The organism is Xylophilus sp. ASV27 (genome assembly GCF_016428875.1).
Lineage (GTDB): Bacteria > Pseudomonadota > Gammaproteobacteria > Burkholderiales > Burkholderiaceae_C > Xylophilus.
Genome location: NZ_JAELTO010000023.1, coordinates 26610 through 46616 on the forward strand (window position 1 = coordinate 26610; position 20007 = coordinate 46616).

The 20007-nt window shown below is 67.3% G+C and carries 19 protein-coding genes, 1 tRNA gene and 1 pseudogene; 9 read left to right on the forward strand and 12 right to left on the reverse strand.

Annotated features, from left to right (window positions below):
• Positions 1–9: 9 nt before the first annotated feature.
• Positions 10–1833 (reverse strand): extracellular solute-binding protein, encoded by a 1824-nt coding sequence (locus JHD63_RS07225; RefSeq protein ID WP_198970073.1) that lies wholly within the window; start codon positions 1831–1833, stop codon positions 10–12.
• A gap of 47 nt (positions 1834–1880) precedes the next feature.
• Here JHD63_RS07225 and fabI point away from each other — a divergent pair, with 47 nt between their 5' ends.
• Both fabI and JHD63_RS07235 read left to right on the forward strand, forming a co-directional pair.
• Positions 1881–2675 carry an enoyl-ACP reductase FabI gene (gene fabI / locus JHD63_RS07230; RefSeq protein ID WP_198970074.1) on the forward strand — a complete coding sequence of 265 codons (795 nt, stop codon included), beginning with the start codon at positions 1881–1883 and terminating at the stop codon, positions 2673–2675.
• A gap of 69 nt (positions 2676–2744) precedes the next feature.
• Positions 2745–3587 (forward strand): DNA ligase, encoded by an 843-nt coding sequence (locus JHD63_RS07235; RefSeq protein ID WP_198970075.1) that lies wholly within the window; start codon positions 2745–2747, stop codon positions 3585–3587.
• A gap of 21 nt (positions 3588–3608) precedes the next feature.
• On the opposite strand, the gene JHD63_RS07240 is transcribed toward JHD63_RS07235, so the two are convergent.
• Together JHD63_RS07240 and JHD63_RS07245 are read right to left on the reverse strand one after the other, a co-directional pair.
• Positions 3609–5426 carry an LTA synthase family protein gene (locus JHD63_RS07240; RefSeq protein ID WP_198970076.1) on the reverse strand — a complete coding sequence of 606 codons (1818 nt, stop codon included), beginning with the start codon at positions 5424–5426 and terminating at the stop codon, positions 3609–3611.
• A gap of 217 nt (positions 5427–5643) precedes the next feature.
• On the reverse strand, positions 5644–7998 hold the full coding sequence (locus JHD63_RS07245; protein ID WP_198970077.1) for an arginine/lysine/ornithine decarboxylase: 2355 nt from the start codon (positions 7996–7998) through the stop codon (positions 5644–5646).
• A gap of 167 nt (positions 7999–8165) precedes the next feature.
• On the opposite strand from JHD63_RS07245, the gene JHD63_RS07250 reads away from it, so the two are divergent.
• The 3 genes from JHD63_RS07250 to JHD63_RS07260 all read left to right on the forward strand — a co-directional run bounded on the left by JHD63_RS07250 (position 8166) and on the right by JHD63_RS07260 (position 9706).
• Positions 8166–8594: an NfeD family protein gene (locus JHD63_RS07250; protein WP_198970078.1), complete on the forward strand. Its 429-nt coding sequence runs from the start codon at positions 8166–8168 to the stop codon at positions 8592–8594.
• 44 nt (positions 8595–8638) lie between these two features.
• A complete protein-coding gene (locus JHD63_RS07255) occupies positions 8639–9559 on the forward strand; it encodes an SPFH domain-containing protein (RefSeq protein ID WP_198970079.1) in 921 nt (306 codons plus the stop codon).
• A gap of 56 nt (positions 9560–9615) precedes the next feature.
• A tRNA-Ser gene (locus JHD63_RS07260) sits at positions 9616–9706 on the forward strand.
• A gap of 14 nt (positions 9707–9720) precedes the next feature.
• On the opposite strand, the gene JHD63_RS07265 is transcribed toward JHD63_RS07260, so the two are convergent.
• Positions 9721–9861 carry a hypothetical protein gene (locus tag JHD63_RS07265; RefSeq protein WP_198970080.1) on the reverse strand — a complete coding sequence of 47 codons (141 nt, stop codon included), beginning with the start codon at positions 9859–9861 and terminating at the stop codon, positions 9721–9723.
• A 62-nt stretch (positions 9862–9923) separates the two neighbouring features.
• Here JHD63_RS07265 and JHD63_RS07270 point away from each other — a divergent pair, with 62 nt between their 5' ends.
• Positions 9924–11231, forward strand: a complete 1308-nt coding sequence (locus tag JHD63_RS07270) for an MFS transporter (protein WP_233167748.1) — start codon at positions 9924–9926, stop codon at positions 11229–11231.
• Between the two features lie 226 nt (positions 11232–11457).
• On the opposite strand, the gene JHD63_RS07275 is transcribed toward JHD63_RS07270, so the two are convergent.
• The 4 genes from JHD63_RS07275 to JHD63_RS07290 all read right to left on the reverse strand — a co-directional run bounded on the left by JHD63_RS07275 (position 11458) and on the right by JHD63_RS07290 (position 15026).
• Positions 11458–12588, reverse strand: a complete 1131-nt coding sequence (locus JHD63_RS07275; RefSeq protein WP_198970082.1) for a branched-chain amino acid ABC transporter substrate-binding protein — start codon at positions 12586–12588, stop codon at positions 11458–11460.
• A gap of 97 nt (positions 12589–12685) precedes the next feature.
• Positions 12686–13054: a hypothetical protein gene (locus JHD63_RS07280; protein ID WP_198970083.1), complete on the reverse strand. Its 369-nt coding sequence runs from the start codon at positions 13052–13054 to the stop codon at positions 12686–12688.
• The gene (locus JHD63_RS07285; protein WP_198970084.1) at positions 13054–13485 is read right to left on the reverse strand and encodes a DNA polymerase III subunit chi; all 432 of its coding nucleotides are present in this window, start codon (positions 13483–13485) and stop codon (positions 13054–13056) included. Before JHD63_RS07285 ends, JHD63_RS07280 begins: the two co-directional genes overlap by 1 nt.
• 29 nt (positions 13486–13514) lie before the next feature.
• The gene (locus tag JHD63_RS07290) at positions 13515–15026 is read right to left on the reverse strand and encodes a leucyl aminopeptidase (RefSeq protein WP_198970085.1); all 1512 of its coding nucleotides are present in this window, start codon (positions 15024–15026) and stop codon (positions 13515–13517) included.
• 23 nt (positions 15027–15049) lie between these two features.
• Between JHD63_RS07290 and lptF the strand changes: the two genes are divergently transcribed.
• Genes lptF through JHD63_RS07305 form a run of 3 tightly spaced genes read left to right on the forward strand, consistent with a single transcriptional unit; the run spans position 15050 to position 17597 of the window.
• Complete coding sequence (gene lptF / locus JHD63_RS07295; protein ID WP_198970086.1) at positions 15050–16150, forward strand: LPS export ABC transporter permease LptF; 1101 nt, start codon at positions 15050–15052, stop codon at positions 16148–16150.
• Positions 16147–17247: an LPS export ABC transporter permease LptG gene (gene lptG, locus JHD63_RS07300; protein WP_198970087.1), complete on the forward strand. Its 1101-nt coding sequence runs from the start codon at positions 16147–16149 to the stop codon at positions 17245–17247. The genes lptF and lptG overlap by 4 nt, the downstream gene beginning before the upstream one ends.
• Positions 17244–17597, forward strand: a complete 354-nt coding sequence (locus tag JHD63_RS07305) for a sirohydrochlorin chelatase (protein WP_198970088.1) — start codon at positions 17244–17246, stop codon at positions 17595–17597. Before lptG ends, JHD63_RS07305 begins: the two co-directional genes overlap by 4 nt.
• Positions 17598–17672: 75 nt before the next feature.
• On the opposite strand, the gene JHD63_RS07310 is transcribed toward JHD63_RS07305, so the two are convergent.
• The 4 genes and pseudogenes from JHD63_RS07310 to JHD63_RS23920 all read right to left on the reverse strand — a co-directional run.
• Positions 17673–18371 (reverse strand): ankyrin repeat domain-containing protein, encoded by a 699-nt coding sequence (locus tag JHD63_RS07310; RefSeq protein ID WP_198970089.1) that lies wholly within the window; start codon positions 18369–18371, stop codon positions 17673–17675.
• Positions 18368–19204, reverse strand: a complete 837-nt coding sequence (locus JHD63_RS07315; protein WP_198970090.1) for a TatD family hydrolase — start codon at positions 19202–19204, stop codon at positions 18368–18370. Before JHD63_RS07315 ends, JHD63_RS07310 begins: the two co-directional genes overlap by 4 nt.
• Before the next feature lie 102 nt (positions 19205–19306).
• The gene (locus tag JHD63_RS07320; RefSeq protein WP_198970091.1) at positions 19307–19666 is read right to left on the reverse strand and encodes a PilZ domain-containing protein; all 360 of its coding nucleotides are present in this window, start codon (positions 19664–19666) and stop codon (positions 19307–19309) included.
• Positions 19663–19992: pseudogene (locus JHD63_RS23920) on the reverse strand (DNA polymerase III subunit delta'); the annotation flags it as partial. The gene JHD63_RS07320 and the pseudogene JHD63_RS23920, both read right to left, overlap by 4 nt.
• Positions 19993–20007 lie beyond the last annotated feature (15 nt).

Consider the following 20007-nt stretch of genomic DNA (forward strand, 5'->3'; position numbering starts at 1 on the left):
GAATGTGTCCTAGGGCTTGGCGGGAGGCTTGGCGGCCCACCAGGTTTCGATCACCCACAGCTCGGGCGTGCTGGTGTAGGGCGGCATGCCGGCGGCGGGCATGGCCAGCCGCCAGGCGTTGTAGACCATGCGATGGGTCGGGGCCGACCATTGCGGGATCAGGTAGTGGCCGTGGGCGATCACGCGCTCCAGCGCACGGCAGGCGGGCAGCAGCTCGGCCTTGGTCCGGGCCCCGACCATGCGGGTGATCAGCGCGTCCACCGCCGGGCTGGAGACTCCCATGTAGTTGCCCGAATCCTCCGTCCTGGCCGCTTTGCTGCCGAAGATGTCCGCGTATTCCTGGCCCGGACTGTGGGTGCCGGGGAAGTTGATGGTGGTGATGTCGAAGTCGAACTTCTGCAGCCGCTGCTGGTAGAGCGCGAAGTCCACGCCGCGGTAGTTGAGCGTGATGCCCAGCTTCTCCAGGTTGCGCGCCCAGGCCGACTCGGTGCGCCCGCCGCCCTCGCCGGCGCCCAGGTATTCGAGCACCATGGGCTGGCCCTTGGCATTGCGCAACTGCCCGCCCTGCACCGTCCAGCCTGCCTGCTGGAGCAGCGCCTGGGCCTGGCGCAGGTTGCCGCGCAGGGAGCTGTCGCCATCGGTGCGCGGCGGCTGGGCCATCGGGCCGAAGGTCGCGGCCGGCAACTGGGCCTTCCAGGGTTCGAGCAGCGCCAGTTCCTCCGGCGCGGGCAGGCCCTTGGCGGCGCACTCGGTGTTGCCGAACAGCCCGTTCACGCGCTGGTAGGCGCCGTAGAACATCTGCCGGTTCATCCACTCGTAGTCGAACGCCAGGCCCAGCGCCTGCCGCACGCGCGGGTCGGCCAGCAGGGGGCGCCGCGTGTTGAGCACATAGCTCTGGAAGCCGGTCGGCAGCAGGTGGCGGAATTCACCCTTGACCAGTTCGCCCGAATCGAACTTGCGGCCGGTCAGCCGGCGCGCCCAGTCGCCGGCCGAGTAGAAACGCATGATGTCGAACTCGCCGGCCTTCAGCGCCTCCAGCCGCGCGGTGTTGTCGGCGTAGATCTTGATCGTGATGCGGTCGAAGTTGTCGGCGCCGCGCTTGACGTTGAGGTCGCGCGCCCAGTAGTCCTTGTCGCGCACATAGGTGATGTCCTTGCCGAAGCGCACCGGGCCGATGCGGTAGGGACCGCTGCCGATGGGCGTGTCCGTCACCACCTGGTCGAAGGGCTTGGCCTTGCCGTTTTCCACGCCCCATTGCCGGCTGAAGACCGGCAGCCCGCCGACGGTCAGGGGCAGCTCACGGTTGGGCTTGCGGAAACGGAAGCGCACCGTGCGCGCATCCAGCACATCGCAGCCCGCCACGTCCTCCAGCAGGGTCTTGTAGCCCGGCGAGGTGAAGGGCCCGATCAGGGTCTCGAAGCTGTGCCGGACGTCGGCCGCGAGCACCGGGTCGCCGTTGTGGAAGCGCGCCTGCGGCCGGATGCGGAAGGTGGCCGAGAGACCGTCGGGCGCCACCTCCACGTCCTCGGCCAGCAGGCCATAGCCCGAGCCGGTCTCGTCCAGCGAACCGGTGAGCAGCGAGTCGAACATCAGCTCCGCCAGATAGGCCGGCGCGCTGCCCTTGATGGTGAACGGGTTGTACTTGTCGAAGATGGAGACGCGCAGATTGCTCACCAGCCGCAACTCGCCGCCCTTGGGGGCGTCGACGTTCACATAGTCGAAATGGGCGAAGCCCGGCGGGTACTTCAGGTCGCCCCAGGGCGCATAGCCATGGGCGGCCCACGACGGCAGTGACGCGCTCCACAGGAGCAGGGACATTAGCAAAACCCGCATGCGACAATTCTGCTGGATTTTTCAAGCGTTATTTCGGAGTTAGACATATGGGTTTTCTTGCCGGCAAGAAGCTGCTGATCACGGGTGTGCTGTCCAACCGTTCGATTGCCTACGGCATCGCCAGGGCCTGCCATGCGCAGGGTGCCGAGCTGGCCTTCAGCTATGTCGGCGAACGCTTCAAGGACCGCATCACCGAGTTCGCGGCCGAATTCGACTCCAAGCTGGTGTTCGACTGCGACGTCGGCGATGACGCCCAGATCGACAAGCTGTTCGCCGACCTGGCGCAGAGCTGGCCCCGGTTCGACGGCTTCGTGCACAGCATCGGCTATGCGCCGCGCGAGGCGATCGGCGGCGACTTCCTCGACGGCCTGTCGCGCGAGGGCTTCAGGATCGCGCACGACATCAGCGCCTACAGCTTTCCGGCCATGGCCAAGGCCGCCCTGCCCTACCTCAACGACAAGTCGGCGCTGCTGACCCTGACCTACCTCGGCGCCATGCGCGCGCTGCCCAACTACAACACCATGGGCCTGGCCAAGGCCTCGCTCGAAGCCTCGGTGCGCTACCTGGCCGAGTCGCTCGGCCCCAGGGGCATGCGCGTCAACGGCATCAGCGCCGGCCCGATCAAGACCCTGGCGGCCAGCGGCATCAAGGACTTCGGCAAGCTGCTGTCGGCCGTGACCCGGGTGGCGCCGATCCGCCGCAACGTGACCATCGAAGACGTGGGCAACGTCGCCGCCTTCCTGCTGTCGGACATGGCCGGCGGCGTCAGCGCCGAGATCGTCTACGTCGATGGCGGCTTCAGCCACGTGGCCGGCGGTGTCGCAGACCCCTCCGCCGACTGATTTTCAAGAGAAAAGTGGCTGTAGCCTAGGTGATACCTGGGCTTCTAGCTATATTTTAAATAGCAAACCTTGGACCGAAGAAGTCTGCTGGCCGCACTGCTGGCCAGCGCCGCCACCCCGCTGCTGGCCGGCGTGCCGCCCGCGCTGATGCTGGCCAACGTGTACCGCCCCGGCCTGCCGCTGGCCGACTACTGGGTCAGCGAGAAGATGGATGGCGTGCGCGGCTACTGGGATGGCCGCGCGCTCTGGACGCGCGGCGGCGAGAAAGTGCATGCGCCAGCCTGGTTCACCAAGGACTGGCCGGCAGTGCCGCTGGACGGCGAACTCTGGGCCGGCCGCGGCCAGTTCGCAAAGGCCGCATCGACCGTGCGCCAGCAGGTGCCCAACGAGCAGGCCTGGCGCGGCTTGCGCTTCATGGTGTTCGACCTGCCCGGCCACGGCGGCCCGTTCAACGAACGCCTGGCGGTGCTCAACGGCCTGCTCTCCAAGCTCGATTCGCCCTACGCCCGGCCCGTGGCGCAGAGCCGCGTGGCCAGCCACGAAGCGCTGATGAAGCTGTTGCAGAGCACCGTGCACGCCGGCGGCGAGGGTCTGATGCTGCACCGTGGCGGTTCGCTCTACAAGGCCGAGCGCAACGACGACCTGCTCAAGCTCAAGCTCCATGAAGACGCCGATGCGCGCGTGGTGGGCCACCTGCCCGGCCAGGGCAAGTACGCCGGCATGCTGGGCGCGCTGCTGGTGGAGACGCCGGACGGCCGGCGCTTTCGGATCGGTTCGGGCCTGAGCGACGCCCAGCGGCGCCATCCGCCCGCCGTCGGCACCTGGATCAGCTACCGCCTGCGCGGCACGCACGACAGCGGGCTGCCGCGCTTTGCCACCTTTCTGCGGGAACGGCCTGATCTGGGCCCTTGACGGGGCCCTTGAGCGCCGCCTTCAATTGAGGGCGCGGTGGGTCAGGCCGTGCATGCGCAGCAGCGTCAAGGTCAGGTCGGCCTGGGCTCTCGGGCGGAACGCACGCTCGCGGTTGACTTCGTCAAGCACGATCTGCCCGGCCGGGCCCCTGGGCGCGTTGACCCAGGCGGTCTTGTCGCCGTCGAGTTGCACCTCGTATGTGCGCGGGTCGTCCTTCACGCGCACCAGCACGTGGTCGCGCTCCACGCCCTCGGCGTGCATCACGTACTGGGCCGGCACCTGGTGGCCCAGGAAGCGGCCCTCGAAGGCCGTGGTGCAGGATGGCAAGCCGGCGGCTTCGAGCAGCGAGGGCAGGAAGTCGGTCTGCTGCCAACGCCCCGGCACCTTGCCCGGCGCCAGACGGGCATTGCCGATCACCAGGGCCGGGACGCGCGCGATCGCATCCTTGCCGAGCTTCTCCCACTCGCCCGGGCGGCGCACGGTCATGCTGCGATGGTCTCCGGTGATGAACAGAATGCCGTGCTTGAAGAAGCCGCGCTGCTCCAGCCCGGCCACGAACTCGCCGATGGCGTGGTCGGCATAGCGCACGGACTGTTCCTCGTCCCGCACGCCGCTCTCGGGTATCACGAAGGGCGGATGCATGGTGGTGGTCTGCACCACCGAGAAGAAGGGATGCGGATGCTGCTCGGTGTCATACCAGTGCAGAAAGCGCTGGTACAGCGCGTGATCGCCCGGGTCGTTGAAAGAGCCCCGGCGCATGCCCTGGTAGAAAGCGTTCTCGGGCCCCTCGACGTGGGAAAAGCCCAAGTGCCTGAGCCAGTCGCCAGTGCCGATGAAGCCAAGGTCGGCCGAGCGGAAATAGAAGGTATCGAAGCCGTGCTGCTGCAGCTGTTGCAAGGCATTCTGCTGGGGATGATCGAAGCCGATGTAGGCCTGCATGCTCTTGTAGCGATCCAGGTTTGGCAGCGGAACATGCCCGGTCAGCAGGGACACCAGGCCGCCATCCGTGGTGAAGCCGTTGGCGTAGAACTGGTCCAGGTAGCTGTACCGGGTGGCGAGCCTGTCGATCTCGGGCGTCCAATCCTTGATGCCCGACAGGTATCTGCTCTGGAACAGGGACAGGGATTCCACCACCAGCAGGATGACCGACGAGGGCGCCGCCGCGCCGGGCTCGCACTGCTGGGCCAGTTCGGGGAGTTGGGCCAGCCTTTTCTCGAAGGCAGGCGTGTAGGGCGCGTCCTCGCCGTCCGGCAGGTTGTGGCTGATGATGTCGTCGAAGCTGGTCTTGGACACGTGGCCGATGTCCCTCGGGACGAACTTTGCGCCGTACATGCCGGCCGACAACACCGCCAGCACCAGGGCGGCCGCGATACGCCGCCGCTCCTGGGTTGCGAGCACGACGAAACCCACGGCACAGCCCAGCCCCGCGAGCACCGAAGAAATGCCCAGCCCCGAATCAAGCACCGGCAGCACCAGATGGCTGTCCAGCGAGACGTCTCCTGCGTACTTGAAGACGTCGCCGATATCGAGCCGGTGGTTCAGCAGCATGAAAACGAACAGGTCCAGCACGTAGGCCAGCAGCAGCACAAGGCCCGCGCCCACCAGCAGTGGACGGGTGTACCGCAGCCGGAGACAGCAGGCCGCCAGCAGCAGCACCAAGCAGCCCAGCACCGTGGCGTCGTTGGAAAAAATGACCGGCGCAAAGCAGCGCCGGTCGCACCCCGTGTGCAGGCCCGTCTGCGAAGTCACCAGCTGCAGCCGGATCGTGACGAGCGCCGCAAAGCACGCCAGAAACAGCACGGCCGCCCAGGCCGAACCGAGCTTGCGTCTTTCGATCATTGCAATTTCCCTCCCGTCTTCTGCATCCACGATGCACATCGCGCATGCGCCGCCGCTGCACATTCCCTACGCCGGGACATGGCGCCGGCGCTGCGCGGCGACTACCTTAACGGCGCAAAGGGCGTTGCGCCACATCGCAGCCCCAGCCAGGACAGAGAGTTACACCGGGCAAAGCGTGCTTTACCCGGCATGCACAATCAGAAAAACTGGCTCTGAATCAGATGGTGCGCGCAAAGGGGCCGTCGGAGCCGACCTGCACCAGGTTGTCTTCCGTGGCCAGCGGCAGCGAGGCGCCGGGCGAGCTGACGTGGGCCACGCAGTCGGCGTAGTAGCGCACCTTGCCGTCTTCGCCCTCGATCTCGACCAGGCCGTGGATGTCGGTCTCGAAGCCCGGGCATTTGGCGTTGAACTCGCGCGAGAACTTCAGGTAGTCGACGATCTTGCGGTTGAAGACTTCGCCCGGGATCAGCAGCGGAATGCCCGGCGGATAGGGCGTGACCAGGCTGGTGGTGATGCGCCCTTCCAGTTCGTCGATCTCCACCCGCTCGGTCTTGCGGTGGGCGATGTGGGCGTAGGCGTCGCTCGGCTTCATGGCCGGGGTCAGGTCGCTCAGGTACATCTCGGTGGTCAGGCGGGCGATGTCGTACTCGGCGTACATCTGATGCACGTGCTGGCACAGGTCGCGCAGGCCCATGCGCTCGTAGCGCTTGTGCTGCTGGCAGAACTCCGGAAGGATGCGCCACATGGGCTGGTTCTTCTCGTAGTCGTCCTTGAACTGCTGCAGCGCGGTCAGCAGCGTGTTCCAGCGGCCCTTGGTGATGCCGATGGTGAACATGATGAAGAAGCTGTACAGGCCGGTCTTCTCGACGATCACGCCGTGCTCGGCCAGGAACTTGGTGACGATGCTGGCCGGAATGCCGCTGCCGGCGAACTTGCCGTCCATGTCCAGGCCCGGCGTGACGATGGTCGCCTTGATCGGGTCGAGCATGTTGAAGCCGTCGGCCAGCGTGCCGAAGCCGTGCCACTTGGCGTCGCGCTCCTCGCCCTTGATGATCCAGTCGTCGGCGCGGCCGATGCCTTCGTCCGCGAGCTTCTCGGGGCCCCAGACCTTGAACCACCAGTCGTTCTCGCCGAACTCGGCCTCGACCTGGCGCATGGCGCGGCGGAAGTCCAACGCCTCCAGGATGCTCTCCTCCACCAGCGCGGTGCCGCCCGGCGGCTCCATCATGGCGGCGGCCACGTCGCAGCTGGCGATGATCGCGTACTGCGGGCTGGTGCTGGTGTGCATCAGGTAGGCCTCGTTGAACAGGTGGCGGTCGAGCTTGCGGTTGACCGAATCCTGCACCAGCACGTGGCTGGCCTGGCTGATGCCGGCCAGCAGCTTGTGCGTCGACTGGGTCGAGAACACCAGCGACTCCTGGGGCCGCGCGCGCTTCTTGCCCATGGCATGGTAGGGCCCGTAGAACGGGTGGAAGGCCGCGTGCGGCAGCCAGGCCTCGTCGAAATGCAGGGTGTCGACATAGCCGTCCAGCGCGTTCTTGATGGTCTCTGTGTTGTAGACCACGCCGTCGTAGGTGGACTGGGTCAGCGTGAGGATGCGTGGCTTGACCTTGTCGGCATCCACGCCCTGCAGCAGCGGGTTGGCGCGGATCTTGGCCTTGATCGCGTCCACGTCGAACTCCGAGCGCGGGATCGGGCCGATGATGCCGAAATGGTTGCGCGTGGGCTTCAGAAACACCGGGATGGCCCCGGTCATGATGATCGCGTGCAGGTTGGACTTGTGGCAGTTGCGGTCCACCACCACCACGTCGCCGGGCGCCACCGTGTGGTGCCACACCATCTTGTTGGAGGTGCTGGTGCCGTTGGTCACGAAGAAGCAGTGGTCGGCGTTGAAGATGCGCGCGGCATTGCGCTCGCTCTCGGCCACCGGGCCGGTGTGGTCGAGCAACTGGCCGAGTTCCTCGACCGCATTGCAGACGTCGGCACGCAGCATGTTCTCCCCGAAGAACTGGTGGAACATCTGCCCCACCGGGCTCTTGAGGAAGGCCACGCCGCCCGAGTGTCCGGGGCAGTGCCAGGAGTAGGAGCCGTCTTCCGCATAGTCGAGCAGCGCCTTGAAGAACGGCGGCTGCACGCCTTCGAGATAGCTCTTGGCCTCGCGGATGATGTGGCGCGCCACGAACTCCGGCGTGTCCTCGAACATGTGGATGAAGCCGTGCAGTTCGCGCAGGATGTCGTTGGGAATATGGCGCGAGGTCTTGGTCTCGCCATAGATGTAGATCGGCACGTCGAGGTTCTTGCGGCGCACCTCCTCGATGAAGGTGCGCAGGTTCAGCACCGCCGGATCGAGGTCGGGGCCGGCGGTGAATTCCTCGTCGTCGATCGACAGGATGAAGGCGCTGGCGCGGCTCTGCTGCTGGGCGAACTGCGACAGGTCGCCATAGCTGGTGGCGCCGAGCACTTCAAAGCCTTCGGTCTCGATGGCCTGGGCCAGGGCGCGAATGCCCAGGCCAGACGTATTTTCCGATCGGAAATCCTCGTCGATGATCACGATGGGAAAACGGAATTTCATGCAGGGCTCCGATCAGGAAAAGGGCAGCGGGTAAAAAGAGGCTAATGTCGAAAACGCCGCGAAGTGTAAGGAATTGGCGAGGCCCCTCCCGCCTTTGCGCCGAGAATGCGCAGTGAACCCGAAGGGCATCCGCTCATTCATACGACAGACACAGAGGAGGACTCGGCGTGGCACTCTCGACCTACTGGTGGCTCATGGCCGGCGCGGCCGTCATCGCGGAACTGCTCACCGGCACCGTCTACCTGCTGCTGATCGGGCTGGGCTTCTGCTTTGCGGCCCTGGCGGCCCATCTGGGCCTGAGCCTGCCGCTGCAGATGGTGGTCGCGGCCGTGGTGGGCGCGGGCGCGGTGCTCATCTGGCGCGCCATCAAGCGCCGCCAGCCGACCGGCCCCAGGCCCGGCGCCAACCCCAACGTCAACCTGGACGTGGGCGAAACGGTGCAGATCGCCCAATGGGAGCCCGACGGCACCGCCTTCGTCCACTACCGCGGCGCACGCTGGACGGCCATGCCCCGGCCCGGCAGCGCGCCCGGGGGCACCGGCGCGCACCGCATCGTCGAGGTGGTCGGCAACCGCCTGGTGATCGAGAAGATCTGAAGTTCCGGGCTCCGCCGGAGCCCTGCAAAAGAGAGGAATCATCCATGGAAGTCACCATCGTCCTGCTGGTCATCGCCATCATCTTCGTGAGCCAGTCGGTCAAGTTCGTGCCGCAGCAGAACGCCTGGGTGCGCGAGCGCCTGGGCAAGTACCACAGCACCATGACGCCTGGAGCCAACTTCCTGGTCCCCTTCATCGACAAGGTGGCCTACAAGCACAGCCTGAAAGAGATCCCGCTCGACGTGCCCAGCCAGGTCTGCATCACGCGGGACAACACGCAACTGCAGGTCGACGGCATCCTGTACTTCCAGGTCACCGACCCGATGCGCGCCAGCTACGGCTCGTCGAACTACATCATGGCGGTCACCCAACTGGCGCAGACCTCGCTGCGCAGCGTGATCGGCAAGCTCGAACTGGACAAGACCTTCGAGGAGCGCGACGTCATCAACGCCCAGGTGGTGGCGGCCATCGACGAGGCCGCGCTGAACTGGGGCGTGAAGGTGCTGCGCTACGAAATCAAGGACCTGACCCCGCCGAAGGAAATCCTGCTCGCCATGCAGGCGCAGATCACCGCCGAGCGCGGCAAGCGCGCGCTGATCGCGGCCTCCGAAGGCCGCCGCCAGGAGCAGATCAACATAGCCACCGGCGAGCGCGAAGCCTTCATCGCCCGCTCCGAGGGCGAGAAGCAGGCCGCCATCAACAAGGCGCAGGGTGAGGCCGCAGCGCTCATCACGGTGGCAGACGCCACCGCCGCCGCCATCGAGCGCGTGGCCGCGGCCATCCGCCAGCCCGGCGGCGAGCAGGCGGTGCAGCTCAAGGTGGCCGAGCGCGCGGTCGAGGCCTACGGCAAGGTCGCGGCCGACGCCACCACCACGCTGATCGTGCCCAGCAACATGACCGAGGTCTCGGCGCTCATCGCCTCGGCCATGAAGATGGTCAGCACCGGCGCGGCGCGCACATCCTGATCATGGGAGTCTGCTGCCCGAAAGCCCGGAATCCGAATGCTATAATCGTGGGCTTCGGAGCGGTGGATGAGTGGTTTAAGTCGCACGCCTGGAAAGCGTGTGTGGGTTAATAGCCCACCGCGGGTTCGAATCCCGCCTGCTCCGCCAGATATTGAACAAAGTCAGTGGGTTGCGGTATTCCAAGAACCATCTGCCCACAAACTGCCCACATACGGCGGCAGGTTCAGCAAGCAATGAAGCCCGCGAAAGCGGGCTTTTTTGTTTTGCGGTCCTAACGGCTCCGGATCGGTGATGGCGGACATGGCGTTGGAGCAGGAACTCTCGCTGCATGCGGCCGCACGCAAGATGGCCGACGACTTCGCCAATGCCGGGCCCGCAGGACTCCAACAAGGAAAATATGGACCCGCGCGCTGCGCAAGCGGACGACCTCGGCGACACCCCGGGGGCGGACTGGAAACTGCGCTTCTGGTGCGTCTTCGGAGGTCAGGTTTCCTCGCTCGTCGGATCGGCGCTGACCCAGTTCGTGCTGCTCTGGTGGATCACCGATACGGTCGGCAGCGTCTCGGCGCTGGCGACGGCTGGCATGGCCGCTCTTCTCCCGCAGGCTCTTGTCGGCCCGCTTGGCGGCGTCCTGGCCGACCGCTACAGTCGACGCGCGCTGATGATCGCGGCCGACGCGACCAGCGCAGTGTGCATGCTGGTTCTGATGGGGCTGTTCTTGAGCGACGGCATTCAGCTTTGGCACGCCTACGTCATGATGGCGATCCGCAGCGCGATGCAGGGCTTCCAGCAGCCGGCGGCCGCCGCCAGCACGGCCATGCTCGTGCCCAAGCACTTCCTGCCGCGCGCCGCCGGCCTGGACCGGACGTTCGCGAGCCTGACGATCGTGGGGGCGGCCCCGCTCGGCGCTCTCGCGATCGGCTTTCTTCCGATCGGTCTGGCCCTGAGCATCGATGTGGTGACGGCCGTGCTCGGCATCATCCCGCTCCTGATCTTCCGCATTCCCCAGCCCCGCGTCCCCGAGGGCGAGCGAAGCAGTTTTCGATTGGAGTTCCGCGATGGGCTGAGACTGGTCTGGGGGCACCACGGCCTGCGCCATCTCTACATCCTGCTGGGCATGCTGACCTTGGTCATGATGCCGTGCGCAACCCTCATCCTGTTGCTGGTGAAGGAGCAATTCCTCGGCGGCCCCGCCAAGGTGGCGACGATGGAAGCGGCCGCAGGCGTCGCGATTGTTGCAAGTGGCCTGATCGTGACCATGATCGCGCCGAGGCGCCAGATCCTTTGGGTGCTCTGGGCCTCCGTCGTTTCTTCGTTCGCCCTGGCGCTCACCGCGCTGATGCCGGCCGGCTTCTTCTGGGCGGCGGTCATCTGGTGGGCGATCGGCAACGGCGTCTACGTGATCGGGGACGCGGCCCGTTTGGCGCTGCTCCAATCGACCATTCCGCTGCACCAGCAGGGCCGCGCCCTCTCGCTGCTCACGAGCGTCATGGCGTTTGCCGGCCCCGTCGGGATCGTGCTGACCATCCCGATTGGCGAATGGATCGGCGTTCGCTGGCTGTTCGTGCTTGTCGGTGTGGCAGCGGGTTGTGTCAGCCTGCTGGCATTTCGGTCCAGCGCCCTGATGCAATTGGGTCGATCAGAGTCAGGCCCTCCATCGCGCGATTCCTGAGATGCCCCACAGCTCGGCCGCCTCTGGAGAATCAGGGGTTTTCGTGTCGCGCGTCTTTGTCGCGAGCGAGGAAGAGAAGAACGGCTTGCGGCTCAAGGCTCGGAATCCGGAGCAGGGATTGCCGGTCCGGCGGGTTGCTGGTTCGCATGGGAAATCGCAAACCCCAGCGCTGCGTGGATAAAGAAAGGCCGCCTCGCGGCGGCCTGGGGCAAAGTACGGATCCGTTCTACAGCGGAACCCGCTTGCCGTCCTTGTAGGTGTAGAGCGTGATGGCCGGGTTCTTCATGTCGCCATTGGGTTGGAAGGCGATGTTGGCCGTCACGCCCTTGTAGTCGGAATTGAGCAGCGCCGGGAGGTAGACCTTCGGGTCCCAGGAATTGGCGCGCTTCATCGCGTCGGCGAAGAGCATGGTCGCGTCATAGGTGTAGGGGCTGTATATCTGGAACTGGCCCGGGTACTTGGCGTCGTAGCGCGCCTTCCAGGCCACGCCGCCCGGCATCTTCGCCAGCGAGGACCCGCCTTCGGCACAGACCACGTTACTCAGAATCTTGGCTCCGCCGGCAAGGCGGGCGAGTTCCGACGTGCAGATGCCGTCGCCGCCGAAGTACCGCACGTTGCCCATGCCCAACTGCTCCATCTGGCGCAGCATCGGGCCGCCCTGCGGGTCCATGCCGCCGAAGAAGATGCCGTCCGGCGCCTTGGCCTTGATGGCGGTCAGGATGGCCATGAAGTCGGTGGCCTTGTCGGTGGTGAACTGTTCGGAGACGATGGTCGCGCCCTCGGCCGCAGCGGACTTCTTGAACACGTCGGCCACGCCCTGGCCGTAGGCGGTGCGGTCGTCGATGACGGCGATCTTCTTGAGCTTGAGCGTGTCCACCGCGTAGAGCGCCAGGCCCGCGCCCAGCGCGTTGTCATTGGCGATGATGCGGAAGGTGGTCTTGTAGCCCGGCTTCATGAGCTGCGGGTTGGTGGCCGAGCCGGTGATGTGGGGAATGCCGCAGTCGTTGTAGACCTTGGCCGCGGGAATGGTGGTGCCCGAGTTGAGGTGGCCGACCACCCCTGCCACCTTGGCGTCGCACAGCTTCTGCGCGGCGGCCGTGCCCTGCTTGGGGTCGGCGGCGTCGTCCTCGGCCTGCAGTTCCCACTTGATCTTCTTGCCGTTGATGACGATGTTCTGGGTGTTGAGATCTTCGATCGCCATGCGGGCGCCGTTCTCGTTGTCCTTGCCATAGTGGGCCTGCGGGCCCGACACCGGGCCGACGTGGCCCAGCCGGATCACCTGTACGTCTTGGGCGGATGCGGCGGCGGCCGAGGCGGCCACTGCGGCGAGCACGGTCAACTTCAACTTCAGGTACATAAGAATCTCCGGTTGAAAATATCGATCCCGAGGACAGACCGAACCCGGAAGGTATCGCAATTTCCGCGCCTGAACCAGAGAATTGTCGCGGGGTGCTTCAGCCGGCGCTGGAGGAAGGGCCAGAGCCCAGTTCCTCGCGCAGGGCGTCGGCCACGCTGTGGCGCACGGCCTCGGCGATTTCCTCGCGCAGGCGCGGGAGCATGAAGCGCGTCTGCTCCATCACCACCTGCGCAATCGCCTCCGACAGCCGCCCCGGCAGGCTGTGCTCCACCCGGCCGAGCACGCTGGAGACGATGTGCTCCTGCAGCGCCAGGACCGCCGCGGCGTCGGCCGCGGAAGCCCCACTGCCGGGCGCGCCAGGTGCGGCGGGCTGCTGCGGTGCCGGGGCGGCGGCTTCTTCAGGCTGCCACTCGACCACTTCGGTCAGGGTGGGAACGAAACGGGGGGCCACGGGCGGTGTGCTCATCAGGACTTCAGCGCCAAGTCGTGCCGCGTGATGGCGTAGGCGCGCTCGGCATAGTGCTTCCAGCGCCGCCGGGCGCGCTGCCGATCGTCTTCGTCGTCGCGGCCCACCACCTCGATCAGCCGCTCGAAGCGGCCGAACTCGGGCGGCACCTCTTCGCCCAGGTTCAGCAGCACCTGGTGGTGCGGCACCGGCTGGCCGCCTTCGGCCAGGACGATGGGCGAGGCGGCCAGCAGGGGCGCCGCGTCGGCCGCGCGGCAATGGGGCAGGAAGTCGACCGGGGAGAAGGTCCAGAGCGCCCGGTCCAGGGCATCGAGCGTCCCTGCGGCCGCCGTCACCACCACCTTGGCGTCGCCCGCAAGCGCCTTGCGCAGCAGGCGGCAGGCATAGGCCAGTTTGTCCGGCGCATTGAAATGGAAGGCGACCTCGGTCAACGCGGGGCTCCCTCGGCGCGGCCCCGCACTCAGGCCCCGCGCGGCTTCTTCGCCGGACTTTTTGCTATATTTTTTATAGCCACAGACCCAGGCACAGCCTGGGCTGCAAGGTAATTCAGCAATAAACCGACCGGCCGTCCGGTGGATCCCTTGGCGGCGCCGCTTTTCCAGGCGCTGCCGGCGATGTCCAGGTGCGCCCAGGGGAATCTGGCCGTGAAACGCTGCAGGAACTTGGCCGCGGTCACTGCGCCGCCGGCCCGGCCGGCGACGTTGGCCACGTCGGCGAAATGGGTCTTCAGGCCTTCGGCGTACTCGTCGTCCAGCGGCATGCGCCAGCACGGGTCCTGCGCCGCCCGGCCTGCGGCGAGCAGCGCCTCGGCCAGGGCGTCGTCGCTGGAGAAAAGGCCGCTGTGCACATGGCCCAGGGCGATCACGCAGGCGCCGGTGAGCGTGGCGATGTCCACCACCGCGCGCGGCTTGAAGCGTTCGGCATAAGTCAGGGCGTCGCACAGCACCAAGCGCCCTTCGGCGTCGGTGTTGAGCACCTCGATGGTCTGCCCGCTCATGCTGGTGACCACGTCGCCGGGCTTGAGTGCGCGGCCGTCGGGCATGTTCTCGCAGGCCGGGATCAGGCCGACGACGTTGACCGCGGGCTGCAGTTCGGCCAGGGCGCGGAAGGTGCCCAGCACGCTGGCGGCGCCGCACATGTCGAACTTCATCTCGTCCATCTCGGCGGCCGGCTTGATCGAGATGCCGCCGGTGTCGAAGGTGATGCCCTTGCCCACCAGCACCACCGGCGCCTCGGAGCGGGCCGCGCCGCTGTACTGCAGCACGATGAAGCGCAGCTCCTGCTCCGACCCCTGGGCTACCGCCATGAAGGAGCCCATGCCGAGCTTGGCGACCTCGCGCGGCCCGAGCACCTGGCACTGGATGCGCGAGGCCTTGGACGATGCGAGCGACCTGGCGGCCTGCGCCAGCAAGGCCGGCGTGGCGTGGTTGGCCGGCCGGTTGCCCCATTCCTTGGCGAATTCGACGCCTGCGACCGTGGCCGTGGCGCAGGCGAAATCCGCGCGCGCCGCCGCGGCCGACGCCGCATCGGGCACGCCCAGCGTCACGCGTTCGAGCCTGCGCGGCTCGGGCTTGGACTTGGTGGTGGTGTAGACGTAGCTGGCCTCGGCCGCCGCCAGTACCGCGGCCTGCACGCCGGGCCCGTCGGCGGTGGGCAGCAGCAGGCAGAGGCGGCGCACCGGGGCCGACCTGAGCGCGCCCACGGCCGCGGCCACGGCCTGGCGCACGGCACGCGCGCTGCCGTCGCCGATGCCGGCCAGCAGCACGCGCGGCGCGGCCACGTCCGCCGGCCGGTAGAGCGCCAGCAGCTTGCCAGCCTTGCCGTCGAAGTCGCCGGACTTGCGCGCCTGCGCGATGCAGCGGCCGAGCGCGTCCGCGCCGGGCCGGGCCGCTTCCGCCGTCAGCACGACGAGCGCATCGGTCTTTTCGGTGCAGGCGCCCGCAGCGTCCAGGGTCTTGAGTTGGAAGTCCATAATTCGCGTTTTCCTTCGAACCGATGTTATTCCATTCCTCCATCCGCAAGGAGCTGGGCCGCAGCTTCGGCGCCACCCTGGTGGTGCTGGCGACCGTGGTGATGACGATCATGCTGATCCGCGTGCTCGGCCAGGCCGCGCGCGGCAGCGTCAACCCGTCCGAGGTGCTGCTGGTCATGGGCTATACCGTGCTCAGCCAGCTCTCCACCATCCTCGCGCTCAGCCTGTTCGTCTCGATCGTCGGCACGCTCTCGCGCATGTACCGCGACAGCGAGATGGTCATCTGGCTGTCGGCCGGACGCGGGCTGGCCAGCCTGCTGCGGCCGCTGCTGCGCTTCTCGTGGCCGGTGCTGGCGCTGATCGCGGTGCTGGCGCTGGGCGTCTGGCCCTGGGCCAACACCCAGATCCAGGACATGAAGGACCGCTACGAGCAGCGCGGCGACATCGACCGGGTGGCGCCCGGCCAGTTCCAGGAATCGGCCGGCGGCAACCGCGTGTTCTTCATCGACAAGGCCTCGCCCGACAGCCAGACCGCGAGCAACGTCTTCATCACCTCCAGCGAACATGGCCAGGACATGGTCACTTCCGCGCGCAGCGGCCGGCTGGAGACCATCAAGGGCCAGCGCTTCGTGGTGCTCACCGATGGGCAGCGCATGGAAAGCAGGCCGGACGATCCGGGCCTGAAGATCAGCGAGTTCCGAGAGTACGGCAACCTGATCGGCGGTGCGGCGGCGAGTGTCCAGGATGAGGTGCCCGCCAAGCTGCGTTCCACCCTCGAACTGCTGCGCTCGCCCACGCGGGAGTACCAGGCCGAGCTGGCCTGGCGCCTGGGAATGGTCTTTGCCGGCATCAACTTCGTCGTGCTGGCGCTGGCGATCTCCAGCGTCAATCCGCGCGCGGGCCGCAGCGGCAACCTGGTGTTCGCGCTGTTCGCCTTCGTGCTGTACTACAACCTTCTCAACCTGGGCCAGAGCTGGATGCTGGGCGGGCGCGTGGCGTTCGCCGAGCTGCTCGTGTTCCTGCACGGCGGCGTGATGGCCGGCAGCCTGCTGCTGCTGGCCAAGCGCCACATGCAGTGGTCCTGGCGCAGCCTGCTGCGCCCCCGCGCACGGACATCCGCGTGAAGACCATCCGCCGCTTTCTCTATGCCGAGGTGCTCAAGGCCGTGGCCTTTGTCACGCTGGGCTTCCTGGCGCTGTTCTTCTTCTTCGACTTCGTCGACGAACTGCGCTACATCGGCCGCGCCAACAGCGAATACCAGTTGCCGCAGGCGCTGGCCTTCGTCGCGCTGTCCATGCCCGGCCACCTGTACGAACTGCTGCCGATCACGGTGCTGATCGGCACCATCTTCGTCATGGCGCGGCTGGCGCAGAGCTCCGAATTCACCATCCTGCGCACCAGCGGGCTCGGCCCCTGGCGCGCGCTCGGCACCCTGCTGTCGCTGGGGCTGGTGTTCGTGCTGCTGACCTTCGCGGCGGGCGACTATGCGGCACCCGCCGCGGATCGCGCGGCGCAGTTGATCAAGGCGCGCTACAAGGGCCAGATCACCGTGGGGCAGACCGGCGCCTGGCTGCGCGAGCGGCAGGACGACATCGCCTATGCCGCCAACGTGCGCGCCCTGCGGCCGGACGGCACCTTGCAGGGCATCCGCATCTTCGAATTCGATCGCCGCGGCTTCCTGTCGGCCCATACCGAGGCCAGGAGCGCGCAGTTCGGCCCCGACGCCGCCTGGACCCTGCAGGACGTGCAGCGCAGCGAGTTCCACACCCAGGACGGCCAGCCGCGCATCGAGCGCAGCAGCGAGGCCACCCGCATCTGGCCGACCCAGATCACGGCAGAGATGGTCGCGGCCGCGCTGCTCAAGCCCGACAGCATGAGCACGCTGGACCTGTTCGAATACATCCGCCACCTGGACGCCAACGGCCAGGCGGCGCAGCGCTACGAGATCCAGTTCTGGCGCAAGGTGTTCTACCCCATCTCCTGCCTGGTGATGGTGGTGCTGGCCCTGCCGTTCGCCTACCTGCATTTCCGCTCGGGCGGCATCGCCACCTATGTGTTCGGCGGCGTGATGGCCGGTGTGAGCTTCTTCCTGCTGAACAACGTGTTCGGCTACATCGGCAACCTGCAGAACTGGCTGCCCTGGCTCACGGCCGCGGCGCCGGGCATGATCTACAGCGTGCTGTCGCTGGCGGCCTTCAGCTGGCTGGTGCTGCGCCGATGAAGCGGGGCATCGTCCTGTTCGCCCACGGCTCGCGCGACCCGCTGTGGCGCGCGCCGGTGGAGGCCGTGCGCGAGCGCATCGAAGCCATGGGGCTGCCAGCGCGCTGCGCCTATCTGGAGCTGTGCGCGCCCGACCTGCCGGAGGCGGTGGCCGGCCTTGCGGCGCTGGGCTTGGGCCAGGTCACCGTCGTGCCCATGTTCCTGGGCACCGGCCGCCACGCGCGCGAAGACCTGCCGCTGCTGGTGCAGGATCTGCGCGCACGCCATCCGAACCTCACCATCACGGTGCAGCCCGCCATTGGCGAAGACCCGCGCATGGCGGCGCTGATGGCGCAGATTGCGATCGAATAGACCGCTTGCGGCGGATCACCGCCGAGTCGAAGCCCGGACAGGGCATGCGCAAGGCATTGCCCATGCCGCCGTTTTCTACCAACTGCCGCGCGATTTGCGCGAACGGGCCGCGGCCTCGATCTGGGCGGCCAGTTGCGAGCGCTGCGCCTTGCGCGCGAAGTCGGCCGCGGTCATGCCCTGCTGGTTGCGCATGGCGGTATCGGCGCCTTCGTCCAGCAGCAGCCTGGCCGCCTCCTCGCTGCCGTAGCCCGCGGCCATCATGAGCGGGGTGGTGCCGTTGGGCGACTGCGCGTCGATGAAGGCGTAGTTCTCCAGCAGCAGCTTGACGATCTCGATCTGGTGCGGCTGCGCGGCGCTGACGGCGTAGTGCAGCGGCGCCCAGCCCGGTTTGTTGACGTCTGCGTCGCGCGCGATCAGTGCCTTGACGGTTTCGAGGTCGCCCTTGATGGCGGCGATCATCAGCGGGCTTTCATCCGCGCGGTTGCGCAGCTCGACGTTGGTCTTGCGCGACTGCAGCAGCACGGCCAGCGCCTTGGGCGAGGGTTCGCGCAGGGCGATGATCAGGCCGCCGTCGCCCCTGGCATCGACCGCGTTCGGATCGAACCCCCGGTTGATCAGGCTGGCGATGGCCGACGGGTCGTCGCGCTTCAGGGCGGTGAAGAAATCGTCATAGGCCCCCGCGTGGGCACAGCCCGACAAGGTGGCGGTGACGGCAGCGGCCAGCGCGAGCGACAGCAGGCCGTGGCGGGAGATGCGGGGGTTGGGGAATTTCATGATGGAAGATGGAACGACGCCGCGGCGGAAGGTTCCGCGCGCAGGAACAGGCGGTCGAAGTTGGCGCTGGTGGCCCGCGCGACCTCTTCCAGCGCCAGGCCTCGCAGCTCCGCGATCTGCCGCGCGACGAAGGGCACGTAGGACGGGTTGTTCTGCTTGCCGCGGTAGGGCACGGGCGCGAGGTAGGGGCTGTCGGTCTCGATCAGCATGCTCTCCAGCGGCACGAAGGCCGCAACGTCGCGCAGGTGCTGGGCATTCTTGAAGGTGACGATGCCCGAGAAGGAGATGTAGAAGCCCAGCTCCAGCGCCGAGCGCGCCACCTCCGCGGTCTCGGTGAAGCAGTGGAACACTCCGCCTGCGGCCCCGGCCCCGCCGTCCTCCCCCTCCTCCCGCAGGATGGCCAGCGTGTCGGCCGAGGCGCTGCGCGTGTGGATGACCAGCGGCCGGGCGCTCTGCCGCGCCGCGCGGATGTGGGTGCGGAAGCGCTCGCGCTGCCATTCCAGGTCGGCGATGCTGCGGCCGCCCTTGCGCTCCTCCATGCCGTAGTAGTCGAGCCCTGTCTCGCCGATGGCGATCACGCGCGGCAGCGCGGCGCGGCGCACCAGGTCGTCGACGCTGGGCTCCTGCACGCCTTCGTTGTCCGGGTGCACGCCGACGGTGGCCCAGAAGTTGTCATAGGCCGTGGCCAGGGCATGGACCTGCCCGAACTCCTCCAGCGTGGTGCAGATGCACAGCGCGCGGTCGACCTGCGCTGCCGCCATGGCCTGCCGGATGCCAGGCAACTGGTCCAGGAACTCCGGCATGGCGAGGTGGCAGTGCGAATCGGTGAACATCAGGAATTCGGAAGAAAAACGGCTTAAGCCCAGGTAAAATCTAGGCTTTTAGCTATTAAAAATATAGCAAATACCGCCGCCGGCCGGGGACGCTGGCGCGGCTCAGATGGTCTGCGTCGAACGGTCCGATTGGAGATGGCTGCCCAGGATCTCTTCGATCTTGCGCTTGAGCGCACGGGAATTCTCGTCCGCGGGGAACTGGATGCCCACGCCCTGGGTGCGGTTGCCCGAAGCGCGCGCCGGCGTGACCCAGGCCACGCGGCCGGCCACGGGATAGCGCGTGGGGCTGTCGGGCAGGGTCAGCAACACGTACACATCCTCGCCCAGCCGGTAGTCCCGCGTGGTCGGGATGAATATGCCGCCCTCGGTGAAGATCGGGATGTAGGCCGCATACAGCGCCGACTTCTCCTTGATGGCGAGCTGTACGACGCTGGGCCGGGGGGTGACGGGGCTGCTGCTCATGGTGCGTGGCGCGAGTGTAGGACGTTTTGCGCGCCGCTCACCAGCGCTTCCTGCATGAGCCCGGGGTTGAACGGGTGCTCGGCCGTGCGCGCGGCCTGCATCAGCGCCTTGGACCAGCGCGCCAGCGCGCGCAGCGGCGGTGGCCTGGGCAGGTCCTGCGGCGCGAAATAGCGCGGCTGCGCCCCCGCCTGCAGCGCCAGCAGGTCATGGCAGAGCTTTTGCAGCGCCGCGATGGCCTCGGCCGCGGGCCAGTCGGCAAAGACGCTGGCGTCGCCACGCGCCAGCGCCTTGGGCAGCAGCGCCCAGGCGCGCGGGTCGCGGCCTGTCTCTTATACACATCT

Excerpts from the sequence above, each read along its gene's own strand:
- JHD63_RS07225 (WP_198970073.1), bottom strand. The coding sequence starts at position 1,833 with ATGCGGGTTTTGCTAATGTCCCTGCTCCTGTGGAGCGCGTCACTGCCG.
- fabI (WP_198970074.1), top strand. The coding sequence starts at position 1,881 with ATGGGTTTTCTTGCCGGCAAGAAGCTGCTGATCACGGGTGTGCTGTCC.
- JHD63_RS07240 (WP_198970076.1), bottom strand. The coding sequence starts at position 5,426 with ATGATCGAAAGACGCAAGCTCGGTTCGGCCTGGGCGGCCGTGCTGTTT.
- JHD63_RS07245 (WP_198970077.1), bottom strand. The coding sequence starts at position 7,998 with ATGAAATTCCGTTTTCCCATCGTGATCATCGACGAGGATTTCCGATCG.
- JHD63_RS07255 (WP_198970079.1), top strand. The coding sequence starts at position 8,639 with ATGGAAGTCACCATCGTCCTGCTGGTCATCGCCATCATCTTCGTGAGC.
- JHD63_RS07265 (WP_198970080.1), bottom strand. The coding sequence starts at position 9,861 with ATGTCCGCCATCACCGATCCGGAGCCGTTAGGACCGCAAAACAAAAAA.
- JHD63_RS07270 (WP_233167748.1), top strand. The coding sequence starts at position 9,924 with ATGCCGGGCCCGCAGGACTCCAACAAGGAAAATATGGACCCGCGCGCT.
- JHD63_RS07275 (WP_198970082.1), bottom strand. The coding sequence starts at position 12,588 with ATGTACCTGAAGTTGAAGTTGACCGTGCTCGCCGCAGTGGCCGCCTCG.
- JHD63_RS07280 (WP_198970083.1), bottom strand. The coding sequence starts at position 13,054 with ATGAGCACACCGCCCGTGGCCCCCCGTTTCGTTCCCACCCTGACCGAA.
- JHD63_RS07290 (WP_198970085.1), bottom strand. The coding sequence starts at position 15,026 with ATGGACTTCCAACTCAAGACCCTGGACGCTGCGGGCGCCTGCACCGAA.
- lptF (WP_198970086.1), top strand. The coding sequence starts at position 15,050 with ATGTTATTCCATTCCTCCATCCGCAAGGAGCTGGGCCGCAGCTTCGGC.
- JHD63_RS07305 (WP_198970088.1), top strand. The coding sequence starts at position 17,244 with ATGAAGCGGGGCATCGTCCTGTTCGCCCACGGCTCGCGCGACCCGCTG.
- JHD63_RS07310 (WP_198970089.1), bottom strand. The coding sequence starts at position 18,371 with ATGAAATTCCCCAACCCCCGCATCTCCCGCCACGGCCTGCTGTCGCTC.
- JHD63_RS07315 (WP_198970090.1), bottom strand. The coding sequence starts at position 19,204 with ATGTTCACCGATTCGCACTGCCACCTCGCCATGCCGGAGTTCCTGGAC.
- JHD63_RS07320 (WP_198970091.1), bottom strand. The coding sequence starts at position 19,666 with ATGAGCAGCAGCCCCGTCACCCCCCGGCCCAGCGTCGTACAGCTCGCC.